This window comes from Enterococcus gilvus ATCC BAA-350, from assembly GCF_000407545.1.
GTDB lineage: Bacteria > Bacillota > Bacilli > Lactobacillales > Enterococcaceae > Enterococcus_A > Enterococcus_A gilvus.
This window is the reverse complement of sequence record NZ_ASWH01000002.1, coordinates 476798-496866: the sequence shown is the minus strand read 5'-3', so window position 1 is coordinate 496866 and position 20069 is coordinate 476798. Positions and strand designations below refer to the sequence as shown.

The window sequence follows — 20069 nt, the reverse complement described above, 5'->3', positions numbered from 1 at the left end:
GCTTGATATTTCGGGTATCCTCAGCTTTTTGCAAAAATTAAAATATATGCGTAAGAAAATAGTTTAGGAAAAAGCTGAGGGAGCAATAAAAGGTTATGTCTGAACTTACATCTATTAGTAAGAATTTTTTGAGCCCTTTTAAAGCGATAGTGTCAGAGGCTCAAAGATTTCCAGCAGCTTAGCGAAAATGATATGATAACAACGAACATAAGAAAGGGACGATTGCGTTGAAAAAATGGAAGAAGATTCTTCTGGCGGTATTGATAGCAATAGTTATTGTCATCGTCGGGGGCATCACTTATGTAAAAACACAAACTTATTCTCCCACATCTCAAGCAGAACAGGTGGGCAAACAGGCCAAGGAGGAACCTGACTGGTTATACTTCCCTTCAAAAGACACGTCAAAACCAATGGTTATTTTTTATCCAGGTGCGCTAGTCGAACCGGAAAGCTACAGTGTCTGGGCGAAGGAGTTGGCAGATGCGGGCTATCCCGTTTATATCATGAAAATGCCGCTTGATTTGGCTGTGCTTGCGCCGGATCGTGGCGAAAAGGTGCTTAAGGAACAGCCGAAACGTCCCTTCATCATGGGGGGCCATTCATTAGGCGGTGTGATGGCGAGTCGGTTTGCGAAAGATCATTCTGACAACTTAAAAGGCGTATTCTTCTTGGCGAGTTATCCTGATGAGAAAGGTCGTTTAGCGGATAGTGAAATTCCTGTGTTGTCTCTGACTGGTGAGAATGATCATGTCCTGGATAAAGAGGCCTATCAGAAAGCCAAAAAGAATTTACCTGAGGCAACAGAGTATCAAGAAATCGTTGGAGGAAACCATGCTGGATTTGGTGCTTATGGGCATCAAAAAGGAGACGGAAAGTCTACGATCAACGATCAAAATCAGCAAGTAGCACAGCGGCTGATCCAATGGTTAGATACGATAAAATAAAAGAATCCCTTATTCTACTTAGAAATACAGAACCGTTTCTAAGTAGAATAGGGATTTTTATGCCTTCATTGCGTTGCTATGAAATAACAATGATAGACAATACACGAATGTGCGAGTTTTTTCTAATTGAATAAAAAAAAGCTTCCTGATTCATTGGATTTATTGTTATTATAATCCTATAACAATCAAGCTAGAGGAGCGATTAGATGAAAAATTCAGTTATTAGTATGGGTGTTTTAATAGGTTTATTGGCCTTATCTGGGTGTAGTAAAAGCGAGGATACGACTACTAAAAATAGCAGTACGTCGCAAACATCGATTTCTACGACCATATCTTCCACTAAACAATCAAACATAACAACCAGCAGTATAACTAGTACAACGTCATCGACCAGTCAATCAATAGAAAGTACAAGTGAAACCATTTCTGAGCCAGAAACAGCCTGGAATGCTGAAAAATCAGGTACATTGGACTCATTTATGACTGGCTGGGGACAAGAGATGGGGCAAACCTATGGCGCGTACCAGCCGAACAATAATGTGAATTACTACGGCGTGCAATTTCCTAGTGAAGTGGTCGGAGCGAATGCTAAAATGCCGATAGCCATAAATGATATCATCGTTTCTAGTGAATGGTCCGAAACAGGCGAGTCTTCTGCGGAATACAGTATCGTCGCTGCCTATTCAGATGCGCAGACGGGATCACCCAAAGCGAGCATGAGCCGACACGTCTACCTCTTTGGCTTTACCAATGATCAGCCGGTCGTGCTAGTCTCCATGCAAAATCAAGGGATGCCCGACGGCGCTCTGCATTTCCGTCTGACAGAGAATGCGGCTTTGACCAATGGGTTTCAAGGGATCGTCGCTGGAAATGTATCGGAGTAGCCACGTTTAACTAAATGAAAGCTGCATTCACTCAAAGCCTCTTTTTAAGAGGCTTTTTCTTATATCCATACACACTCTCAATTCCTAAAAACATAGCACTGATCGCTAAACATAGCCAACCTTGTTTCTCAGATCGCGGCTTAGTTTTATTCGGCATCATTTGGTGGATAGATTCATTTTTTTAAATGCTAGTGATGTACAAATTATCAAAATCACTAAAAAGGTTTTATCAGTAAAGGAACTGACGAATCATGCGAACCGTAGAGAAAGTCATCTTACCGGTAGATGTGGAATATACGATGCATTTTAAAATCAAGGAGAGGCTGATCCACCTCAATAATAATGTTGGTATGAAAATGTACTCAAATGAAAAAGTTTTCTAAGTGGTTTAAACAGAGGCACAAGAAGATGAACTCCCCATCCATTTCTCAAAGCACTGACAAGATCGCTGATATCAAAGACCTCAGGAAGCTGCAAAATAACTAAAAAAGACAAAAAACTTATTTGATATCGGTTTTCTTGTGTTTTTTGTTCAATCAGATTGGAACGTTCAATCTGTTAACATCCTCTCTAGTATTCCCCCATCTTGACTATTTATCATTTACGACAAAACAGATTGTCTTTCCATTCACCATTAGGTATTCACTATTTTCTCCTTAAAAACTATTATTATCGGTTAAAAATTATTAAGAAAAAGGGTAGTTAATTTTCGTATTGTGAAAGCATTGCTGTAACAGTGTTTTTAGCATCCTTCACTAATTAAGAGCATTATTTATAGTGAAGAGTGCGTTTTTTTTATGAATTATACTGGCCTTACTGAAAGGATTACAAAAAGAAGGTGACTAAATTGAATAACATAAGAAAGAAAAAAAGGAAAAATGTAGTATGCCGTGTACTCTTGATCGGAGTGCTCGTCTTTTTACAAATTGCTCGTCTTTTTACAAATTGCCAATTTAAGTTACGGAAAAGCCTTGGCAAATGAAATCACTAGCACGGAATCGAGCACAGGATCGATAGAGAAGTCCGCAGAGAACAGTTCGATGGTTCAATCAAAAGAGTCTCAAACAGAAAGCATAAGAGAATCAGATAAAACAGTCCCCTCCTCCAGCGAAGGAAAGGAAAAGGATACTGTAAAAGAAAAAAATCCGGCAAACAAAACCTCAGAATCAACAGATCAGAAGAAGGACGAGACGATCGACGATGCAGAAGAACAGGAGATAGGACCAAAGAAAAGTACGTATAGAACGAGTTCAACTGCCGGCTTTGTGGCGGAAATTACTGGAAGTGCAGGCGTAAAGTATCATCTGTATTCCGATGGCACCGCCGTACTCGTGGATGGCAAAAGTGTGACTGGCGATTACAGACTCTTTGCGAATGCCAGATATCAAGAGGTTGTTTATCGAGTGACGAAGATAGCGGATAATGCCTTCAGTCATTCAGCAAATGGCAAGACGAATGAAAAAATCACTGGCATTGATTTTTCTAATTCGGAGAATCTGGAAGAAATCGGCAAGCAAGCTTTTTATGGCTGTACAAAAATCAAAACGGCGCTTGATTTTTCAAACTGCAAGAAGTTAACGACGATTGGCGAGGGGGCGTTTTGGGATTGTTTTGAACTATCCGGCTTGGAATTTGGAAGCCATTCAATGGTAAAAACGATTGGAAAGGATGCCTTTCGTACGTGCAAAAAACTAGCCGGCACTTCGATTATTCTTCCCGACAGTGTCAGAGAAATCGGGAACCAAGCGTTCTTAATCTGGGATGGTCCTCGTTTCAAACGATTGCAGCACAAAACCGTGCTTGAAATGGATGGACAGCTGCCAAGTTTAGTCAGTGTTCCTCCGCCAGTCACAGAAGAAATCAAGGGATATGAAAGTGCTGTAGATAGTTCGAATGATAAAACGACCCTGCACAAAGCAGCGAAATGGTTAGACAAGGATCGCACAGAAGCTGAAATTCGGATCGATTATGGCAGCAGTTTTGACCGTCAAGCAAAACTGGATGTTGTTTTTGTATTGGATCATAGTGGTTCAATGCTGAATTCGGCCGATGCAGTGGGCACGATCGATCAAGAAAACTACAAATACCCGCGTTCTTTTTTGACCAACGATGTGGTGAATGGCGCGACAAATATTTTACTAAACAGTTCGCAATCTGGCTATGATAACCAAGTGGCATTGACGGCTTTTGGTGGGGGAGAAAGGTATCTATTTCGAACCAATTTTTCAGATGACGCACATGGTATAAAAGAATTTCTATATGACAATCCAGCAACTACCTACAATCAGACAAATTATTCTGCCGGCCTTCAAGGAGCGATAGACACGATAGAAGAATACCAAAAGCCGGGACGAATTCCTGTTGTTATATTTATCAGTGATGGGTTGCCAGAAGGGACTGGAGATATTCACGGATTGAATCAAGCAAAAATCCTAAGGGACCGTGGGCACCGGGTCTATCCGATCGGTATTTATGGGACCGGTGATGAAAATGAACGAAGGAAAAATCTGGAAAATATTTCTTACGATAATAAGACGGCTTATTTAGCAAAAGACAGCGCAGCCTTCGAAAAGATCATGGAAGACGTCTTAGAAGATGTGGTCAATTCAGCCGTACCGTTAGAAATAAAGCTTGAAGATGTGTTATCTAAAGACTTTGAGCTATCAGAAGAGAGCGATGCAATCAGTATTTCTGAAGATGGAGGAACCGCAAGCACATCCGCTGGGAAAATAATCTGGGATTTAGGCGGCTGTGAACAAGGTGTCCTTCATACGATGAAACTAAAAGTAAAACTGAAAGCTGGGACGGCGCTTTCTACCAGCGGGGTTCTTCCCACCAATGATTCATTACAGGCGGAGGACAGTAGCATATTTTCGGTGAAGCAGCCAGAGCTAATTCGTTATTTGGCGCATCATACGTTTGAAAATGCATCATTCACTGGTAAGGAGCTGCCGGAAGAAATCAAAGAACTGTTGCCAGGATCGAAAGGAGGCTTCGGAGATCATGAGACGATCGCTGTGACTGATGTGGCAAAAACCACCCTTCGAACAAAAAATGGTCAATGGTGGGAATTTGTCGGCTGGGATGCCAATAAAAAAACGATCGCAAGTGCCGATGTTACCTTTGTTGGAAAATGGAAATACCTTGGCTATGAGTGGAGTTTTATTAAGCAAACGTCAGAGGGAGAGGGACTGAGAGATGCGGAGTTTAGTCTTTATCAATGGAGTGGACAAGGTGTTCCTGCAAACGACGACTTAGTGACAACAACGACTCTTACAGAAGGCAAATGGACGCTCCTTGCTGTGAATAGCAGTCAAGAAAATAGCCGGGTTGATTTTAATGTACCTTATGGGAAGGATTCTTATTACCAACTAGTGGAGACGAAGGCACCAAGCAGTTATCGGCAGCCAGATGGCCAATGGCGATTTACTTTTGATGAGAATGGGTGGATCAAGAACAATAAAATGGAACCGATAAAAGGGCCGAGTGGCGAGTTTCCTCCAGCATTTGAATCGATCAAAGAAGGCGAATTTACGGGATTTCTTGGAGTTGTCAATCATGCTTATAAAGGGGCGCTGCCGAATACTGGCGGATTCGGACGCTCTTCCTTCTCGATAGGTGCTTTCATTTGTTGGACGGCAGGGATGAGCGGTGTGGTCGTATGGTATTTTTTCAATAAAAAGAAGAAATGATCGCTGAGTTTCACTTGAAGAATTCGTAGCGATCTATCTATAGTGTCCATAACTGGAATTTGCGAGACCGAAGAGGGAGACCAAAAACGAAAACATCGTGTATTGTGTTATTTATTATGATAGAATAAATAACACAAACGCTGGGAGGTGCTAAAGGTGGAAGCAGCAAATAGCCACTCGCAAAGAATGAATGACTTATTCGAACAAGCGGTTAGATCCCCTATTGTTCTAATAGAAGCAGGTCCTGGATATGGAAAAAGTGAACTTTTGGAAGCTTTTTTGGAAAAAGGCATCTACAATCATGCTTGGCTTCGTTTACGGAGAATGGACAATCATTTGTTTTTTAATTGGAAGAAATTAACACAGTCTTTGAAGAAACTCATGCCCAATCAATCCGATGTGTTTTCTAAATTGGAAACCCCCACGACGCTGGGACAAATCGCAGAGTTAATCGAGTTGATCGAAGCTGCGTCTTTAGAGACGCAGCGAAGTGTCTTCGTGATTGATGACTACAGCATTTTAGAAGAGGAGAATGTCCGCTTTTTGTATGAGAGTCTGGTTGAGAGCGATTTTTCAAACCTTTGCCTGGTAATTCTCTCAAATCAAAAAAGCGACCTTCAAAGCCTTTGCATACGAAATAATATCGATTACTTTTCTATTGGTGAAACAAATCTGCGCCTGACAGAGGGAGAAACTGCGGATTTATTTCACGCAAACGCCCTTTCTTTAACAACAGAACAACTAGCAAAATTATCAGAGAGATGGCAAGGATGGCCGTTACCTTTGTATATGCTGGCAAAGAGCTGCCGCGATTCTGAAGAACTCATGCAACAAAGTCAGGATGTATTGCTACAGTTATTCCATACACAATTTTTCCAGGAGTATCCTCTTAACCAAAAAAGAAGTCTTATACAGTTGGCGTTACTGGATGTGATTCCCCCAGAATTGTTTGAGTTGTACGATGAAGCGGTCGTTGCCATGCTGAAGAAGCATCCACTCATTACCTATGATTATAAAAACGATGTTTACACTCTTCAAACCGCTTATAGAGACTTCTTAAAGGCCCGGCAAACTCTTATAGATCAAGAGGAAACACGTTCTTTTTATCAAAAAGCTGCAGAGGTTTTTTTGAAGCGAGAAAGAGACGAAGAGGCGCTGACGATGTTTGTCGAAAGCCGCCAATATGACCAAGTAGTCGCATTGATTTGGCGTATGCTGACACCTTTTACAGAGTATTCACAAGCAAAATTTCTCTATGATCACTCTGAGAAGATCCCCAAAAAGTATTTCGAGGAGCACCCGAGAGCAGAACTCCAAAACATTGGGTTGTTACTCTCTATTGGAAAAGTCCATGAGTCGGATAATCGGCTGACAACTTTGATAAAACGGCTTGAATCAGAGGATTTCGAAGATAAGACGGTCTTAGGCGATGCGTATCACATGTTGGCTCAAAACGATCGCTTGAGGGGAGACGAAAGTTTTTTAGAGCATACACGACTTGCCAGTATATACTTGCCGAAGGGCATGAAGCATTGGAATAAGCCGGTACCAGTCATTCTCAAAGCGCCTTGGGCTCGTTTCCCGTGCTATGAAGAGGGGGTTCCTGATCAAATAGAACACGCAAAGCAGGTGTTCCGCACACTCAATTCGTATATTACAACTATTTTAGGTGGATTAGACATCCATGCAGATGTTTTTTGTCAAGCTGAGATCGCCTATTTTCAGTATGACTTGAAACAAGCAAAGATACTTTTGCTGGAACTATTGCATGCGGCTGAAAGCGAACAGCTTTATGAATCGATGCTATTGGTCCGTCATTTCTTGATGCGAACGGAACTGCTAAAAGGAGAACTATCAGAAGCTGAATCGCAATTAACGGCAGTGACTCGATTGATTCAAGAGCAGGAACTGTACCAATACAACGGGTTTCAAGCGCGGATGGCTAGTTGGCTCGGCTTGTATCTCCACTCCCCAGATGATGTCCCCACGCGGGTGGTCAAAAATGACATAGAAAAAGGGGCGAAATGGGAATTGGCCAGAAATGGTTTCCCCCAAGCAAAATACCTCATTCAAAAGAACCGCTATGACGAAGCACTTGCGCTACTGAATTATCTTGAAAGGTACTACAGCAATTACAAGGGGCTTTGGATGGACGTGATGTATGCAAAAACATTTCGAGCGATCACGTATTTGAAAATGAATGAACACGATTTAGCCATTGCTGATTTAGAAGCGGTATACCACATGACTCACAGAAACAAAATTATCACACCGTTGATCGAGTGGGAAGAAGACATGCGTCATTTGATTCATGTCGCACAGGAAAAAGCCCCAGAGGCATTTGATCCTGAATGGTTGCGACTAGTTGGTGCAAAAGCGACCACCCTCGCCAAACGGGTATCAAAAATACGCAAGCAAAAAGTTGCCGAAAAAAATTCCTTGCGCTTAACCCCACGCAGGCTGGAGATTCTCAAAGATTTGGCAGAAGGCCTCACGTCAGAGGAGATTGCCGAAAAGAAGGAACTATCCATTCATACGGTCCATAGTCACATAAAAAATATCTATAATGACTTAGGTGTTTCGAATCGAATAGAGGCGATCCGAATTGCCGAACAAAAGAGATTACTGTAACCTCCCATACATTTGGATACGAAATAAGCATAGGAGACGACGCTCCTATGCTTTTTCCCTTTGTTGCTTTATGACCACAAATCATTCATCGCATCGCGTTTTTTCTTGCCTGCGATATGGGTGTAGACAGTCGTCGCCGAGGTGCCTGATTGTCCGAGCTGTTCTGCGACTTGGACCAGTGAATTTGTTTTGCTGTATAGCTGTGTGGCGACTGAGTGCCGCAGTTTATGGGGCGAAATCTTGATTTTAAAGGCTTCTGAATATTTTCCCACCATGGCTTCCACTGCACCGCTGGCGATGCGTTTGGCTTTGCCGCGGTAACGTGTTAAAAAGAGCGCCGTTTCATTTTCATCTGGATGATAGAGCTGCTCCCGTTGAGCGAGATATTCTGTCAAATAGTCGATGGCGATGGAAGAAATGACCACCATGTCCCATTTTCCGCCTTTTCGATAGACCCGTGCTTCTCCCGTGTGAAGGTCGAGATCCTGTACATTCATATTCACTAGCTCCGATAAACGCATCCCCGTCCCAAGGAAGAGTCCAATGATGGCCAGATCACGGAGCTGATTTTTTTTGAAGGCGGTGATGGCTTGCCGTGTTTCTAATGTCTCTATGTACCGCTGGTCAACGAAATCCAGAAAATCGAGGGCTTCTTCATCTAGAAAAAGTTTTTTCTCAATTGCCGCGCCACGCTCAGCCATGGTTTTGTTATCCTTGACATTTGCGACTTTTCCCATCATATTGTGTTCAAGATAAGGTTTTCCTGTATGACGATCAATGGCTTCATTCAAATAGTTGAACAGCGAGCGCAACGCAGTGACTCCCCGTTGGACCGTCGCATTTTGGCGCAAAGGCAGGGATTGCTCGCTTTCTTCCAAGCGTTTTTTGGTAGATTCTTTCAGAATTTTGGGCGCTTTGACAAGATGGGCTTTGTAAAACTCCAAATCTTCCGGCCACAAAGCAGAAAATTCCGCCAAAGTGACTTCCGAAAGCGTTTCGGCAGATGAAAAGCCTTCTTGAATCAGCCAATTCAAAAACCGTCGGTATTCTTTGGCGTACTCGTACAAGGTGATGGAAGAGTATTGATCGCCGCTTTTTTTACGAAAATAATTTTGAACGAACCAAGGGAAAAATTGAATTTCCTCTTCCATTCGTCGATTGGCTTCTTGTTGATTCATCCGTGCCAGCTCCTTTATAACTAAAAGTATAAGATAGAGTTTTTCTGGTGTCAAACGACAGTTATTTTATGTCAGATAGTTATTTTATAAGTGATGCTCTATTAAATGAATTAGTTATTTTATAAAATCAAAAAAAAGAAATAGTTGTTCATTTTTCGAAAGTATCCATCTGCCCAGGCGCGTATACTAAAAGACATAAGAGGGGGGCGTCACTCATGATTACGTCAGATAAAAAACGAGAAGAATATTACCAAGCTTTAAAAACCAGAGACCAAAAATACGACGGCATCTTTTTTGCCGGAATAAAAACAACCGGGATTTTTTGCCACCCGACATGCACTGCAAGAAAGCCTAACTATGAAAACTGCGAGTTTTATTCGTCGGCAGAGGAAGCATTGTTGTCGGGCTATCGGCCTTGTAAAATCTGTCAGCCGCTCTCATTTCCTCAAGCGATCCCTGAGGAGGTGCAATTGTTGGTAAATGAAGTCGAACGGCACCCAGAGAAGCGTTGGAAGGAAGCGGATTTTTCAGCGATTGGATTGAATTCAGCGACCGCTCGTCGTAAATTCAAAACTATTTACAACATGACCTTCGTGCAATACGCACGGGCACGACGAATGGGACTGGCCTTCAAAGAAATCAGTCACGGCAGCAGAGTGATCGATCAACAGTTTGAAGCCGGGTACGAATCGGCCAGCGGGTTCAATGACGCGTTTACTAAAATTATGGGAAATCCCGTAAAAAAGACCACCGCACGTCCGTTGAATGCTTCCTTTATTTCCACACCGATCGGTCGGATGCTTTGTTTGACCGATGATACGTATCTCTATTTATTGGAGTTTGAAGACCGACGTGGTTTGGAAAAGGAAATCGAGGGATTGCGGGGAAAATACAATTTTCGCATCATCTATGGACAGACTGTGGTCAGTCAAGAAGTGACGCGTCAATTAACCGAGTATTTTGCTGGGGATCGCACAGAATTCTCGTTGCCCTTGTTTTACGACGGCTCGCCATTCCAACAAGAGGTATGGCGGATGCTGGAGACGATCCCCTGTGGTGAGACACTAAGCTATCAAGAAATCGCGATACGTTTAGGGGATAAAAACAAGGTGCGGGCGGTAGGACGGGCAAATGGATTAAACAAGATCGCTATCGTTATCCCTTGCCATCGTGTGATCGGCAGTAACGGAAACTTGACGGGCTATGCCGGCGGATTGGAACGGAAGCAATATTTGCTGAATCTGGAGAAAAAGGAAAGACAGGTTGGGCGGGATGACCGTTCATTGAGCTAAAAAAACGAGCGGATTTGGATTCGCTCGTTTTTTACGTGAAGCGCATGAGGGCAATCAAAGCGGCTAAGAAAAGGAAAAGGTCCACTGCCATTAAATAGTAAATTTTCTTTTTAAGCTGAAGAAAGCGCGCCGATTCAGTGTCCGTCATGTTACTGACAGTCTTTCGTCGATTGAAAAGATACAGCAGCAGCCCTTCGCCGTGCTGTCCTCCGGCCGCAACGAGAGACCAAAACTTGGGATTTTTGATCCCTCGGCTTTTGGCATCCAATAGGACCAATGAAAAAACATAGTAAAACAACGAGAAAGCGGCAATTACGAACAGCACGCCTAAAATGATAAGTATCCCGATAGCATTCATAAAGAACTCCTCCTAAATTTTTTTGACGATCAGATAGAAAAGACTGAGGGTGTTGATACCGATCAATGCGAAAATAGACAGAACAAAGCCGTCACTCATAGAGGGGGTAAAAAGTAGGACCACCATCAATAAGCCATTGATACAAAGCATCGCAATAAAAATTTTTAAAAAGTGATTCACGACCGTACTTTCTTGTAAATGCTTCACCATTTCTTGATCTCCTTTCAGCAGCTCATCCAAGGACAATTTATAAATATCAGACAAGCGAATGATTCGTTCAATATCTGGATAGCTCCGTCCATTCTCCCAATTGGACATGGTTTGCCGGGTGATCCCTAAAACGGAAGCAACATAATCCTGCGTCAGGTCCAATTCCTTTCGACGTACTTTTAAGCGTTGACCAATCTCCATCGTAAGCCCTCGATTCGTTTTCTTTTTTCTAGCATAAAACAAATGCTGTCGAATCACTAGAAAAAGCGGGTAAAAATGCTTTTACATTGACCAATAAGGCGTTGTTTCGCTGAAAAAACATAGTTCGGGGTAAATGTCCAATCCATTTATTTTATATTATCTAAAGTTATTATACAGAGGAGCCACTGCTATCTCACGGGATACTTGTTATACTTAGAACAAATGTATGACGTTTTAAGGAGTGATCGCAGTGAGTTTCTTTAGCTATAATGGAAAGAAAATCTTTTATGAAACACAAGGAGATGGAAAGCCGCTTGTTTTTTTGCATGGAAATACTTCGTCCTCAAAGTTGTTCAAACCTATGCTGCCTCTTTATAAGGATTTCCAAGTGATCTTGATTGATTTTTTAGGTTACGGGCGTTCGGATCGTTTGAAAAAATTTCCAGTAGAGCTCTGGAAAGAGGAGGCGCGTCAAACCATTGCATTGCTGGAACATTTGGCTATCAAGGAAGCGAACCTTGTTGGGACGAGTGGAGGTGCCTGGGTAGCGATCAATGCAGCATTTCTAAGACCAGATCTAATCGCGACAGTCACAGCGGATAGTTTTGACGGCCGAACCTTCCATGATGGTTTTGATGAAGCGTTGCTGGCTGAACGTTCCTCTACGATGGCTGATCCAGAGGCCTCCGAATTTTATCATTGGTGTATTGGAGACGATTGGAAAGAAGTCGTCGAAAGAGACACCGATTGTTTGTGGCGAATGATTATTTCCAGAAGAGAGCTGTTCTTCGACTCGCTGCAAATATTGCAGGCCCCGCTGCTTCTAACAGCAACCAAAAAGGATGGAACGATTCGTCCAAATATTGAAAGAGAATACCAAGCAATCGTTGGTGAAGTGGTGAAGGGGGAATTTAAGATTTTTGAAAATCCTGGGCACCCGGCGATCGGAACGAGTGCAGAGGAAGTAGCTAAAACCATTCACCAATTTATTACTCAGTATAGTTAACGAAAAGTCCCTTGAGCTGGCCACCGTTCTCGCCAGTTCAGGGGGCTTTTTTATTTGTTTTGCCTAAACGGATTGTTAAAAGCGGTTGACGAATCTTAGAATTCCAGTTATTGTTTAGTAAACAATCGAGGTGAACATACATGGTAGGAATTCGCGATGTGGCGAGACGAGCCGGAGTGAGTCCGGGAGCCGTTTCGAGAGTATTGAATAATGATCCAACATTGTCGGTTACCGATTCGACAAAGGAACGCATTTATCAAGCAATCAAAGAATTGAATTACGATATAGACAAGCGTAAATACATCAAGCGTCGGCTGCCTTCGATCGGTGTGATCACGACCACCAGTCGGCAAAAGGAATTGGATGATCCTTATTTCAATGGTCTGCGGATCGGCTTAGAGCAAGAAGCTCGTCGTCTCCATTTAGGATTGAATCGTGTCTATAATTTGGAAGACAATCCGAAGACGTGGCAGGATTTTGACAAGCTGGGGGCGATCATTATTGTCGGGACGGTCTCAGAAAGCGCGGTGAAACGGTTAAGTAAACAAAATAAAAATATCGTCGTGCTGGATAACCCGGATATCAATCTTGAAGTGGACATGGTCTATGCGGACTTCGAACGAATGACAAAACGTGTGTTGCAGCTTTTCTATGAAAAGGGCCATCGACGGATCGGGTACATTGGCGGTGTGACGATTGAGATCAATGAAGCAGGCGAAAAAATTTACACTGAAAATGAGAAACGCTTCCGAGCCTATCAAGAATTTATGTCGGCTAATGGATTGGAAAAGCAAGCAAAACTCGGCTTGTGGGAACCGCTTGAGGGAAAACGATTGATGGATGAGTGGCTGGCTTCCGAGGAAGAACTTCCGACCGCGCTTTTAGTCGGCAGCGATCCACTATCAGTCGGTGTTTACCGTTCTTTACAGTCCGCGAACATTACAGTGGGCAAGGAGATCGATGTCGCCAGCTTTGACGATATTGAAATTGCTGAATTTCTTACGCCCAGCTTGACGACCGTGCACATCAGCGCCCAAGAAATCGCGAAAGCCGCGGTGCGTTTGGCAAAAGAACGAATTGAAGATGAACGGCAGGAACCGGTCATAATGACCTTTCCTTCAAAATTAGTGGTACGTGAAAGTTTTGTGCCCAAAAAATAAGCGTCAAGAGGACTTTAAAAAAAGTTCTCTTTTTTTTTTGAAATAATTCTTGACAAAATTGTTTAGTAAACATTATAAGGTAAACAACAAGTTAAGAGGAGGAAACACAAATGAATCAAAAGGCAGTCATGTTTGACCAAGAAAACCAGGTATTTCATCTACGGAACAATGAAATCTCTTACATTATTCAATTTGAAGAGGACGGAATTCTGAATCACCTCTATTTTGGCAAGGCAATTACCCGTTATAATGGGTATAAAAGATATTTGCGAAGAGACCGCGGATTTTCTGGAAATGTTCCGGGCAATGCTGAAAGGGCTTACTCAAAAGACACGTTGCCACAGGAATATTCTAGCCATGGATCGATGGATTATCGTGTACCGGCGTCATTGATTCGACGAGAAAATGGATCGAATCTGCACGATTTTCGTTATTTTGATTTTCGTATTGAAGCAGGAAAGCCTGAGCTTAGCGGTCTGCCTCAGTCTTATGTGGAGAGTGACGACGAAGCAACGACCTTGATCGTCGTTCTTAAGGACCGGGATCAAGAAATCTATCTAGAATTAGTCTACACGATCTATCATGACCGCCCAGTCGTGACTCGATCGGCACGCGTTCTAAATAAAACGGCGGAAACGATCGTAGTAGAAAAAATAGCGTCAATGCAGATGGATCTCACGAATAGCGGGATTTACGATGAAGTGATCTCGTTGCCAGGGGCGCATTTACGAGAACGTCAAATCCAACGGGAAAGCATTCATACTGGGATTCAGCGTTTTGAAAGCCGACGGGGAGCTTCAAGTCATCAAATGAACAGCTTTATCGCACTCGTCAACCATGACACCAATGAGTTCAGCGGCCCAGCGATCGGGATGCATCTCGTTTACTCCGGCAATCATGCCTTTGAGCTGGAAAAGGATCAAATCGATCAGGTCCGTGTGCTGACGGGGATCAATGAGTACAATTTTTCATGGTCGCTGTCTTCCGATGACGTTTTTCAGACGCCCGAGGTTCTTCTGACCTATTCTGATCAAGGATTGAACGGTATGAGCGGCAGTCTGCATCATCTGCTGCGGGAACGAGTTGCTCGAGGGGAACATCAATTGAAAGAGCGCCCGATCTTGGTAAACAATTGGGAAGCGACGTATTTTGATTTTGACAGCAAAAAAATCGAAGAAATCGTGGATGAAGCCGCCGATTTAGGTATTGAAATGTTTGTCTTAGACGACTGCTGGTTTGGTCATCGGGATTCAGACAATTCTTCTTTAGGGGATTGGTTCGAGTATGAAGGGAAATTGAAGGACGGATTAAAGGGAATCTCGGACTATGTTCATGATAAAGGGCTGCAATTCGGGGTTTGGTTTGAGCCGGAAATGATCTCAATAGATTCGAAGCTTTATGAAGCCCATTCAGATTACTTGATGCAGGAGCCGAATCGTACGCCTTCATCTTCTCGGGATCAGCATTTATTGGATATGGGGCGCAAGGACGTACGGCAAGCGATTGAAAAACAACTCTGCGCCATTTTGGACGAAGTGCCGATCGATTATATCAAATGGGACATGAATCGTAGTTTGTCCGATGTTTATTCGATCCAGCTCTCTCCAGAGAATCAAGGGGAAGCGGCGCATCGCCATATTCTCGGAGTGTATGAATTGATGGAAAACCTGATCGCCCGTTATCCGAATGTTCTATGGGAAGGCTGTTCTGGCGGCGGCGGACGTTTTGATGCAGGGTTCCTTTATTACATGCCGCAATCTTGGCCAACGGACAACACCGATGCAGTGGAACGACTGAAAATCCAATACGGGACAAGTTTAGCTTACCCGATATCTTCCATGACGGCCCATGTCTCCGCGGTTCCGAATCATCAAACGGAACGGATCACCTCATTGAAAACCAGAGGAGATGTTGCCATGAGCGGGGTCTTCGGCTACGAATTGGATTTGACGGAGCTGTCTGTTGAAGAAAAGACGATCGTAAAGGCGCAGGTTGCCCAGTATCAAGCCATTCGACCACTGATTCAATTTGGCGAATTTTATCGTCTGAATAGTCCTTTCGAAGGAAATGTCACCGCTTGGATGTTTGTTTCAGAGGACAAAGGCGAGGCGTTTGTCATGATGGCACGGACATTGGCTTCGGCGCAACCTGTATTTCACGAAATCTTTTTGACAGGCTTGGAGGAAACGAGCTGCTATCAAGACCAAGAAACAAATCAACGGTATTTTGGCGATGAACTGATGACACTCGGTGTTCAAGTCCCTGATTTTTATGGCGATTTCCAAACGGCAACCCTGCATTTGAAGAAAGTAGGAGAAGAAAATGATCAATAAAAACAGTCTCATGACCCGCCTGTCTATTTTATCCATCTCGCTTCTTTTGACGAGCGCGCTATCGATCAATGGTGCTCTGCCTCAGATGCGAGCCGCACTGGGAATGACGACGACCCAAGTGGAACTGGTCGCAACGTTGCCCGCGCTAGCCGTTGTCCTTTTTGTTGTCCTTTCCAGCTTTATTGCTGAGAAAATCGGCACCAAGCGAACCGTTCAATTGGGCTTGCTTCTGGTTGGCTTCGGCGGCGGCTTGGCTCCGCTATTCTTAAACAGCTATGTCCCGATCTTGATCAGCCGTTTCATTTTAGGTGCCGGGTTCGGACTCTTTAACTCCTTGGCGGTCTCAATCATCAATTTACTATTTCAAGAAGAACCAGAGGAGCGCGCCTCGCTGTTGGGCTATCGCGGCGCTGCTGAAAATATTGGGAATGCTGGCTTGACGCTTCTGGCTGGGGCGTTGCTGACCTTCGGCTGGAGAGTTTCTTTCAGTGTCTATCTCATCGCCTTTCCGATTTTGGTGTTATTTACTCTTTTTGTTCCAGAAATCAAGGAAGCCAAAAAAGCGAAAACGGGTGCAAAGGGAGAACTCAAAGCTTCTGTTTATTTATTAGCCCTCTTCGCCTTGTTCTTAGTCATGACGTTTGTGGCGATCGGCGTACGTTTTCCAACGATGGTGACGGATATCAAAGGAGCGGATTACAATGCGTCGGCGTTCTTAGCGGTAATGCCGATCATTGGGATCGTGACGGGGTCGTTATTCGGCTTTGCGAATCGGCTGCTGGGGGAGAAATGCTTGTATCTCGGCTTGGCAATGCTGGCGTTAGCGACGTTCTTGATCGCGATCTCTGAAAATAATTTTTTCTTGCTGCTGATTGGTTATTTTATCAGCGGGATTCCAGGGAGTTTGATTTTTCCCTTCATTTATAATTCATTGAATCTCTATGCTTCACCTGCAAAAATGACGGCTGCCACTTCAATTATTTTAATTGGCTGCAATCTTGGGAACTTTATCGCACCTTTTGGCTTGAGCACGCTGCAATTGGTTTCCGGTACGACGAATCTTTTCGCACCATTCAAATTATTGAGTATCTTACTCATCGTTATTTTAATAGGCATTTTCTTAAAGAAAAGAAGACCTGTCCAGTCTAAAATCTTAAATGGGGGGAAGAATCTTGACTGATACGATGCTTCAGACGCTAATGGACTCAGGGGAAACCTACTTCGAGTCCTTCGAATTAAAAGAAGAGCAAGCCTTTTATCGTGACTTGCTTTTCCGATTTAACCAAACGCTGCCTAGTAAACAGGAAGAAAAAGCGGTGATTTTGGAGGCGCTGTTAGGAAGCTTTGGTCAAGGTTCGTACATTGAGCAACCCTTTCACGCGAATTGGGGAAAAAATACGCACTTTGGAAAACAGGTGTACGCGAATTTTGGGTTGTCTTTGGTGGATGACACGACGATCGAGATCCACGACAATGTCATGATTGGCCCAAATGTCACACTGTGTGCGGGGACACATCCGTTATCGCCATCACTACGCGTTAAAAAAGCACAATACAATTTACCTATCGTGATCGAGAAAAATGTTTGGATCGGTGCCGGCACCATCGTTTTACCTGGGGTAACGATCGGTGAAAATTCTGTAATAGGGGCCGGCAGTGTCGTGACCAAATCCATCCCCGAAAATGTATTGGCTCTTGGCACTCCCTGTAGAGTAATCAGGTCCCTCACAGAGGAGGAGGCAGTTCAAAGGTAATCGAAGCAAGCAACTCAATTTTTCTACTGGTTTTCGTTTAAAGAGATTTCTCTGAGGAGAGATCTTTTTATTTTTTTCTAAATATTGTTTAGGGATGCGATAAGACTGTCGGAGGCTATTGTCAAATTTATCGAGATGGTATTCAATGATTTAGGTGGAAAGAGAGAGAGGATTTTATGGGATGAAGATTTTATTAGGTGAAGACGAAGACAAAATGCGGGAGCTGCTGACCAAGTTTTTTGAAAAGGAAGGCTACGACGTCGTGGAGGCGAAGGACGGTGAGGAAGCCTTAGAGAAATTCTATGAAGAAACCTTTGATTTAGCGGTTCTGGATTGGATGATGCCCAAAATGAATGGGTTAGAGGTGGCACAGACAATGAAGCGAACACGTGCGGTCAAAATTTTGCTGCTGACGGCTAAAAATCTGCCGGAGGACGAGGTACAGGCGTTATCTTCTGGTGTCGATGACTACCTTGCGAAGCCCTTTCACGCAAAGGTTTTATTGGTTCGTGTCGCCAAACTATTAGGGATCGTCAAGCAAGATATTACGCAACCCCTCGTGTTTATCGCAAATGAAAAACGAGTCAAGTGTTACGGAAAAGACCTTTCTCTTACGAAAAAGGAGTACGAGTTGTTATATTATCTTTACCAAAATCAAGGCGCTGCCCTTAGTCGTGAACAGATTCTGCTATCTGTCTGGGGAATGGATCATGAGACGGATGAAAGGACCGTAGACAGTTTTATCCGTATCCTGCGAGATAAGCTGGGAAAAGAGTGGATTCAGACTGTCTATGGGATCGGGTATCGTTTTGAAGAAGCGAAAAAATAGTCTGACGCGGTCCTTCGTCCTTCGAGTGAGTGTGATTTTTTTCATGATCGTTGTTCTCTTGGCCGTCTTTTATCGATGGGGATTCCCGACCTATTATTATTGGAAAATGGAGCAGCCGGTAAAAGAAACGCAAAAGAGCATCCAGCAAGGAAAGAACCCCTCCGCCTCTTCTGATGTGGTGGTCATTGATCTAGCGGCTAAAGAATTCGCCCACGAGGAAGAGGCGACGAATGATTTGGCCTTTCGTTTAGACAAAGAGGGGATTTCTCTAAATCGTTTTTGGGTCGATCGGACAACGATCCAATCTGTACAGGCGGGCGGTTCTGTCCAGCGACTGTATGCACAAACCAAACAGAAAAGCGATTTCTACACGCTGTTCTTTCAAAAAAAGGATCGTGTTTATTTAATTGGAACAAGTATCCCCGCTTTTAGCTCGGCGATTCGTACACTACTGCCGATCCTGATAGCAGCGACCGTGCTTTTTTTAGGGCTAGTATTCGGTTCGGTGGTTCTCTTGGTGCGGAATCAGATCATTTGGCCGATCCGACGATTGGAACAGACGACACGGAAAATTTCATTGCTTGATTTTGCGGAAGAGGAAGTCACGTCGGAAGAGAATGAATTAGGCAGCTTGAGTCACGCCATTGCCCGTATGAAACAATCCCTTCAGCAGCATGAGCTGGAAATGGCGGCACGTAACGAGCGATTGAAGAATTTTTCAGGCAATCTCGCACATGAATTGAAGACACCGTTAGCTGTCATGCGTCTGCTAGTGGATGGAGAAGAGATGGAAATAGGAAATCCCACCTTCCTTCAAGATATGGATCAGCAACTATCGGACATGAGTGGGCTGGTAACGAATCTCTTGGCGTATAGTCGCCAAATGAACGAAGCACCGGTTTTCCAACCGCTGGCAATTGAAGATGTTATAAAAAGAGAAGCGCAACAACATCGCCTGCTTGATCCCCAGTTTTCGATAGAAGAACGGCTCGAGCCTTGCACGGTGTCTTCCAATGAGCCGCTCCTTCAAATCGTTTTGAACAACCTGCTGACAAATGGGATCAAATACAGCCTTGACCGTCACCTGATTATGCGGGGAAAACGAAGCGGCTTTCATTACCAGCTACTCGTTGAAAACAAAGCAATGCCAATGACTCCTGAGCAATTTTCTCACTTGCTCGAACCGTTTGTGGTGGGCGAAGCTTCTCGAAATCATCACCTGTCGGGAACCGGGCTCGGCTTGTCGATCGTCCAAGAAACGGTCCATGCATTAGGCGGCACCTTGCAGTTGGAGCAAGACAACGGATGGTTTCGTGTCCTTCTGCGTTTTCCCATCGAAACGAGCGAGACAAAATAACTAAAGCATCGACGAAAACATCCTTTTTTCTAAAGGGGTGTTTTTTTGCACAAGTTTTGCATAATTGTTTTTTATCCTTCTACTCATAGGAGGGATGAACATGACAAATAAAACAAAACGAACGCTTATCATCGGCTGTTTATCCATTGCGTTGATCGTAGTTGGAGGGCTCTTACTTTTATTGATTTTGCAAGATTACCAATCGGTCCGTCCGATGGTCAAAAAAGGGAAGGTGTGAAA

16 protein-coding genes are annotated in these 20069 nt (G+C 43.7%); 13 read left to right on the top strand and 3 right to left on the bottom strand.

Features of this window, described 5'->3' with window-relative positions; genetic code table 11:
- Positions 1-227 precede the first annotated feature (227 nt).
- The 4 genes from I592_RS17440 to I592_RS17425 all read left to right on the top strand — a co-directional run bounded on the left by I592_RS17440 (position 228) and on the right by I592_RS17425 (position 8151).
- Complete coding sequence (locus I592_RS17440; protein WP_010779254.1) at positions 228-944, top strand: alpha/beta family hydrolase; 717 nt, start codon at positions 228-230, stop codon at positions 942-944.
- A 206-nt stretch (positions 945-1150) separates the two neighbouring features.
- On the top strand, positions 1151-1828 hold the full coding sequence (locus tag I592_RS17435; RefSeq protein ID WP_010779255.1) for a DUF4767 domain-containing protein: 678 nt from the start codon (positions 1151-1153) through the stop codon (positions 1826-1828).
- 926 nt (positions 1829-2754) lie between these two features.
- Entirely contained in the window at positions 2755-5520 is a 2766-nt protein-coding gene (locus I592_RS17430; protein WP_044926719.1) for a leucine-rich repeat protein, read from the top strand.
- Positions 5521-5676: 156 nt separating this feature from the next.
- The gene (locus I592_RS17425; RefSeq protein WP_010779258.1) at positions 5677-8151 is read left to right on the top strand and encodes a helix-turn-helix transcriptional regulator; all 2475 of its coding nucleotides are present in this window, start codon (positions 5677-5679) and stop codon (positions 8149-8151) included.
- Positions 8152-8219: 68 nt separating this feature from the next.
- Here the strand turns inward: I592_RS17425 and xerS are convergent, their stop codons facing one another.
- Positions 8220-9329: a tyrosine recombinase XerS gene (gene xerS / locus I592_RS17420; RefSeq protein ID WP_010779259.1), complete on the bottom strand. Its 1110-nt coding sequence runs from the start codon at positions 9327-9329 to the stop codon at positions 8220-8222.
- A gap of 215 nt (positions 9330-9544) precedes the next feature.
- Here xerS and I592_RS17415 point away from each other — a divergent pair, with 215 nt between their 5' ends.
- Positions 9545-10621 carry a bifunctional transcriptional activator/DNA repair enzyme AdaA gene (locus tag I592_RS17415; RefSeq protein ID WP_010779260.1) on the top strand — a complete coding sequence of 359 codons (1077 nt, stop codon included), beginning with the start codon at positions 9545-9547 and terminating at the stop codon, positions 10619-10621.
- A gap of 31 nt (positions 10622-10652) precedes the next feature.
- Here the strand turns inward: I592_RS17415 and I592_RS17410 are convergent, their stop codons facing one another.
- Positions 10653-10979, bottom strand: a complete 327-nt coding sequence (locus I592_RS17410) for a hypothetical protein (RefSeq protein WP_010779261.1) — start codon at positions 10977-10979, stop codon at positions 10653-10655.
- Between the two features lie 12 nt (positions 10980-10991).
- Complete coding sequence (locus I592_RS17405) at positions 10992-11390, bottom strand: helix-turn-helix domain-containing protein (protein WP_010779262.1); 399 nt, start codon at positions 11388-11390, stop codon at positions 10992-10994.
- A gap of 250 nt (positions 11391-11640) precedes the next feature.
- Between I592_RS17405 and I592_RS17400 the strand changes: the two genes are divergently transcribed.
- The 8 genes from I592_RS17400 to I592_RS21475 all read left to right on the top strand — a co-directional run bounded on the left by I592_RS17400 (position 11641) and on the right by I592_RS21475 (position 20067).
- Positions 11641-12396 (top strand): alpha/beta fold hydrolase, encoded by a 756-nt coding sequence (locus I592_RS17400; RefSeq protein ID WP_010779263.1) that lies wholly within the window; start codon positions 11641-11643, stop codon positions 12394-12396.
- Between the two features lie 140 nt (positions 12397-12536).
- Positions 12537-13556, top strand: coding sequence for a LacI family DNA-binding transcriptional regulator (locus I592_RS17395; protein WP_010779264.1), 1020 nt, complete (start codon positions 12537-12539; stop codon positions 13554-13556).
- 110 nt (positions 13557-13666) lie between these two features.
- On the top strand, positions 13667-15889 hold the full coding sequence (locus tag I592_RS17390; RefSeq protein ID WP_010779265.1) for an alpha-galactosidase: 2223 nt from the start codon (positions 13667-13669) through the stop codon (positions 15887-15889).
- Positions 15879-17069 (top strand): MFS transporter, encoded by a 1191-nt coding sequence (locus tag I592_RS17385; protein ID WP_010779266.1) that lies wholly within the window; start codon positions 15879-15881, stop codon positions 17067-17069. Before I592_RS17390 ends, I592_RS17385 begins: the two co-directional genes overlap by 11 nt.
- Complete coding sequence (locus tag I592_RS17380; protein ID WP_010779267.1) at positions 17062-17643, top strand: sugar O-acetyltransferase; 582 nt, start codon at positions 17062-17064, stop codon at positions 17641-17643. Before I592_RS17385 ends, I592_RS17380 begins: the two co-directional genes overlap by 8 nt.
- 181 nt (positions 17644-17824) lie before the next feature.
- Positions 17825-18472: a response regulator transcription factor gene (locus I592_RS17375; protein WP_010779268.1), complete on the top strand. Its 648-nt coding sequence runs from the start codon at positions 17825-17827 to the stop codon at positions 18470-18472.
- On the top strand, positions 18453-19829 hold the full coding sequence (locus I592_RS17370; protein WP_139243510.1) for a sensor histidine kinase: 1377 nt from the start codon (positions 18453-18455) through the stop codon (positions 19827-19829). The genes I592_RS17375 and I592_RS17370 overlap by 20 nt, the downstream gene beginning before the upstream one ends.
- Before the next feature lie 100 nt (positions 19830-19929).
- On the top strand, positions 19930-20067 hold the full coding sequence (locus tag I592_RS21475) for a hypothetical protein (RefSeq protein ID WP_010779270.1): 138 nt from the start codon (positions 19930-19932) through the stop codon (positions 20065-20067).
- The last annotated feature ends 2 nt before the right edge of the window (positions 20068-20069 follow it).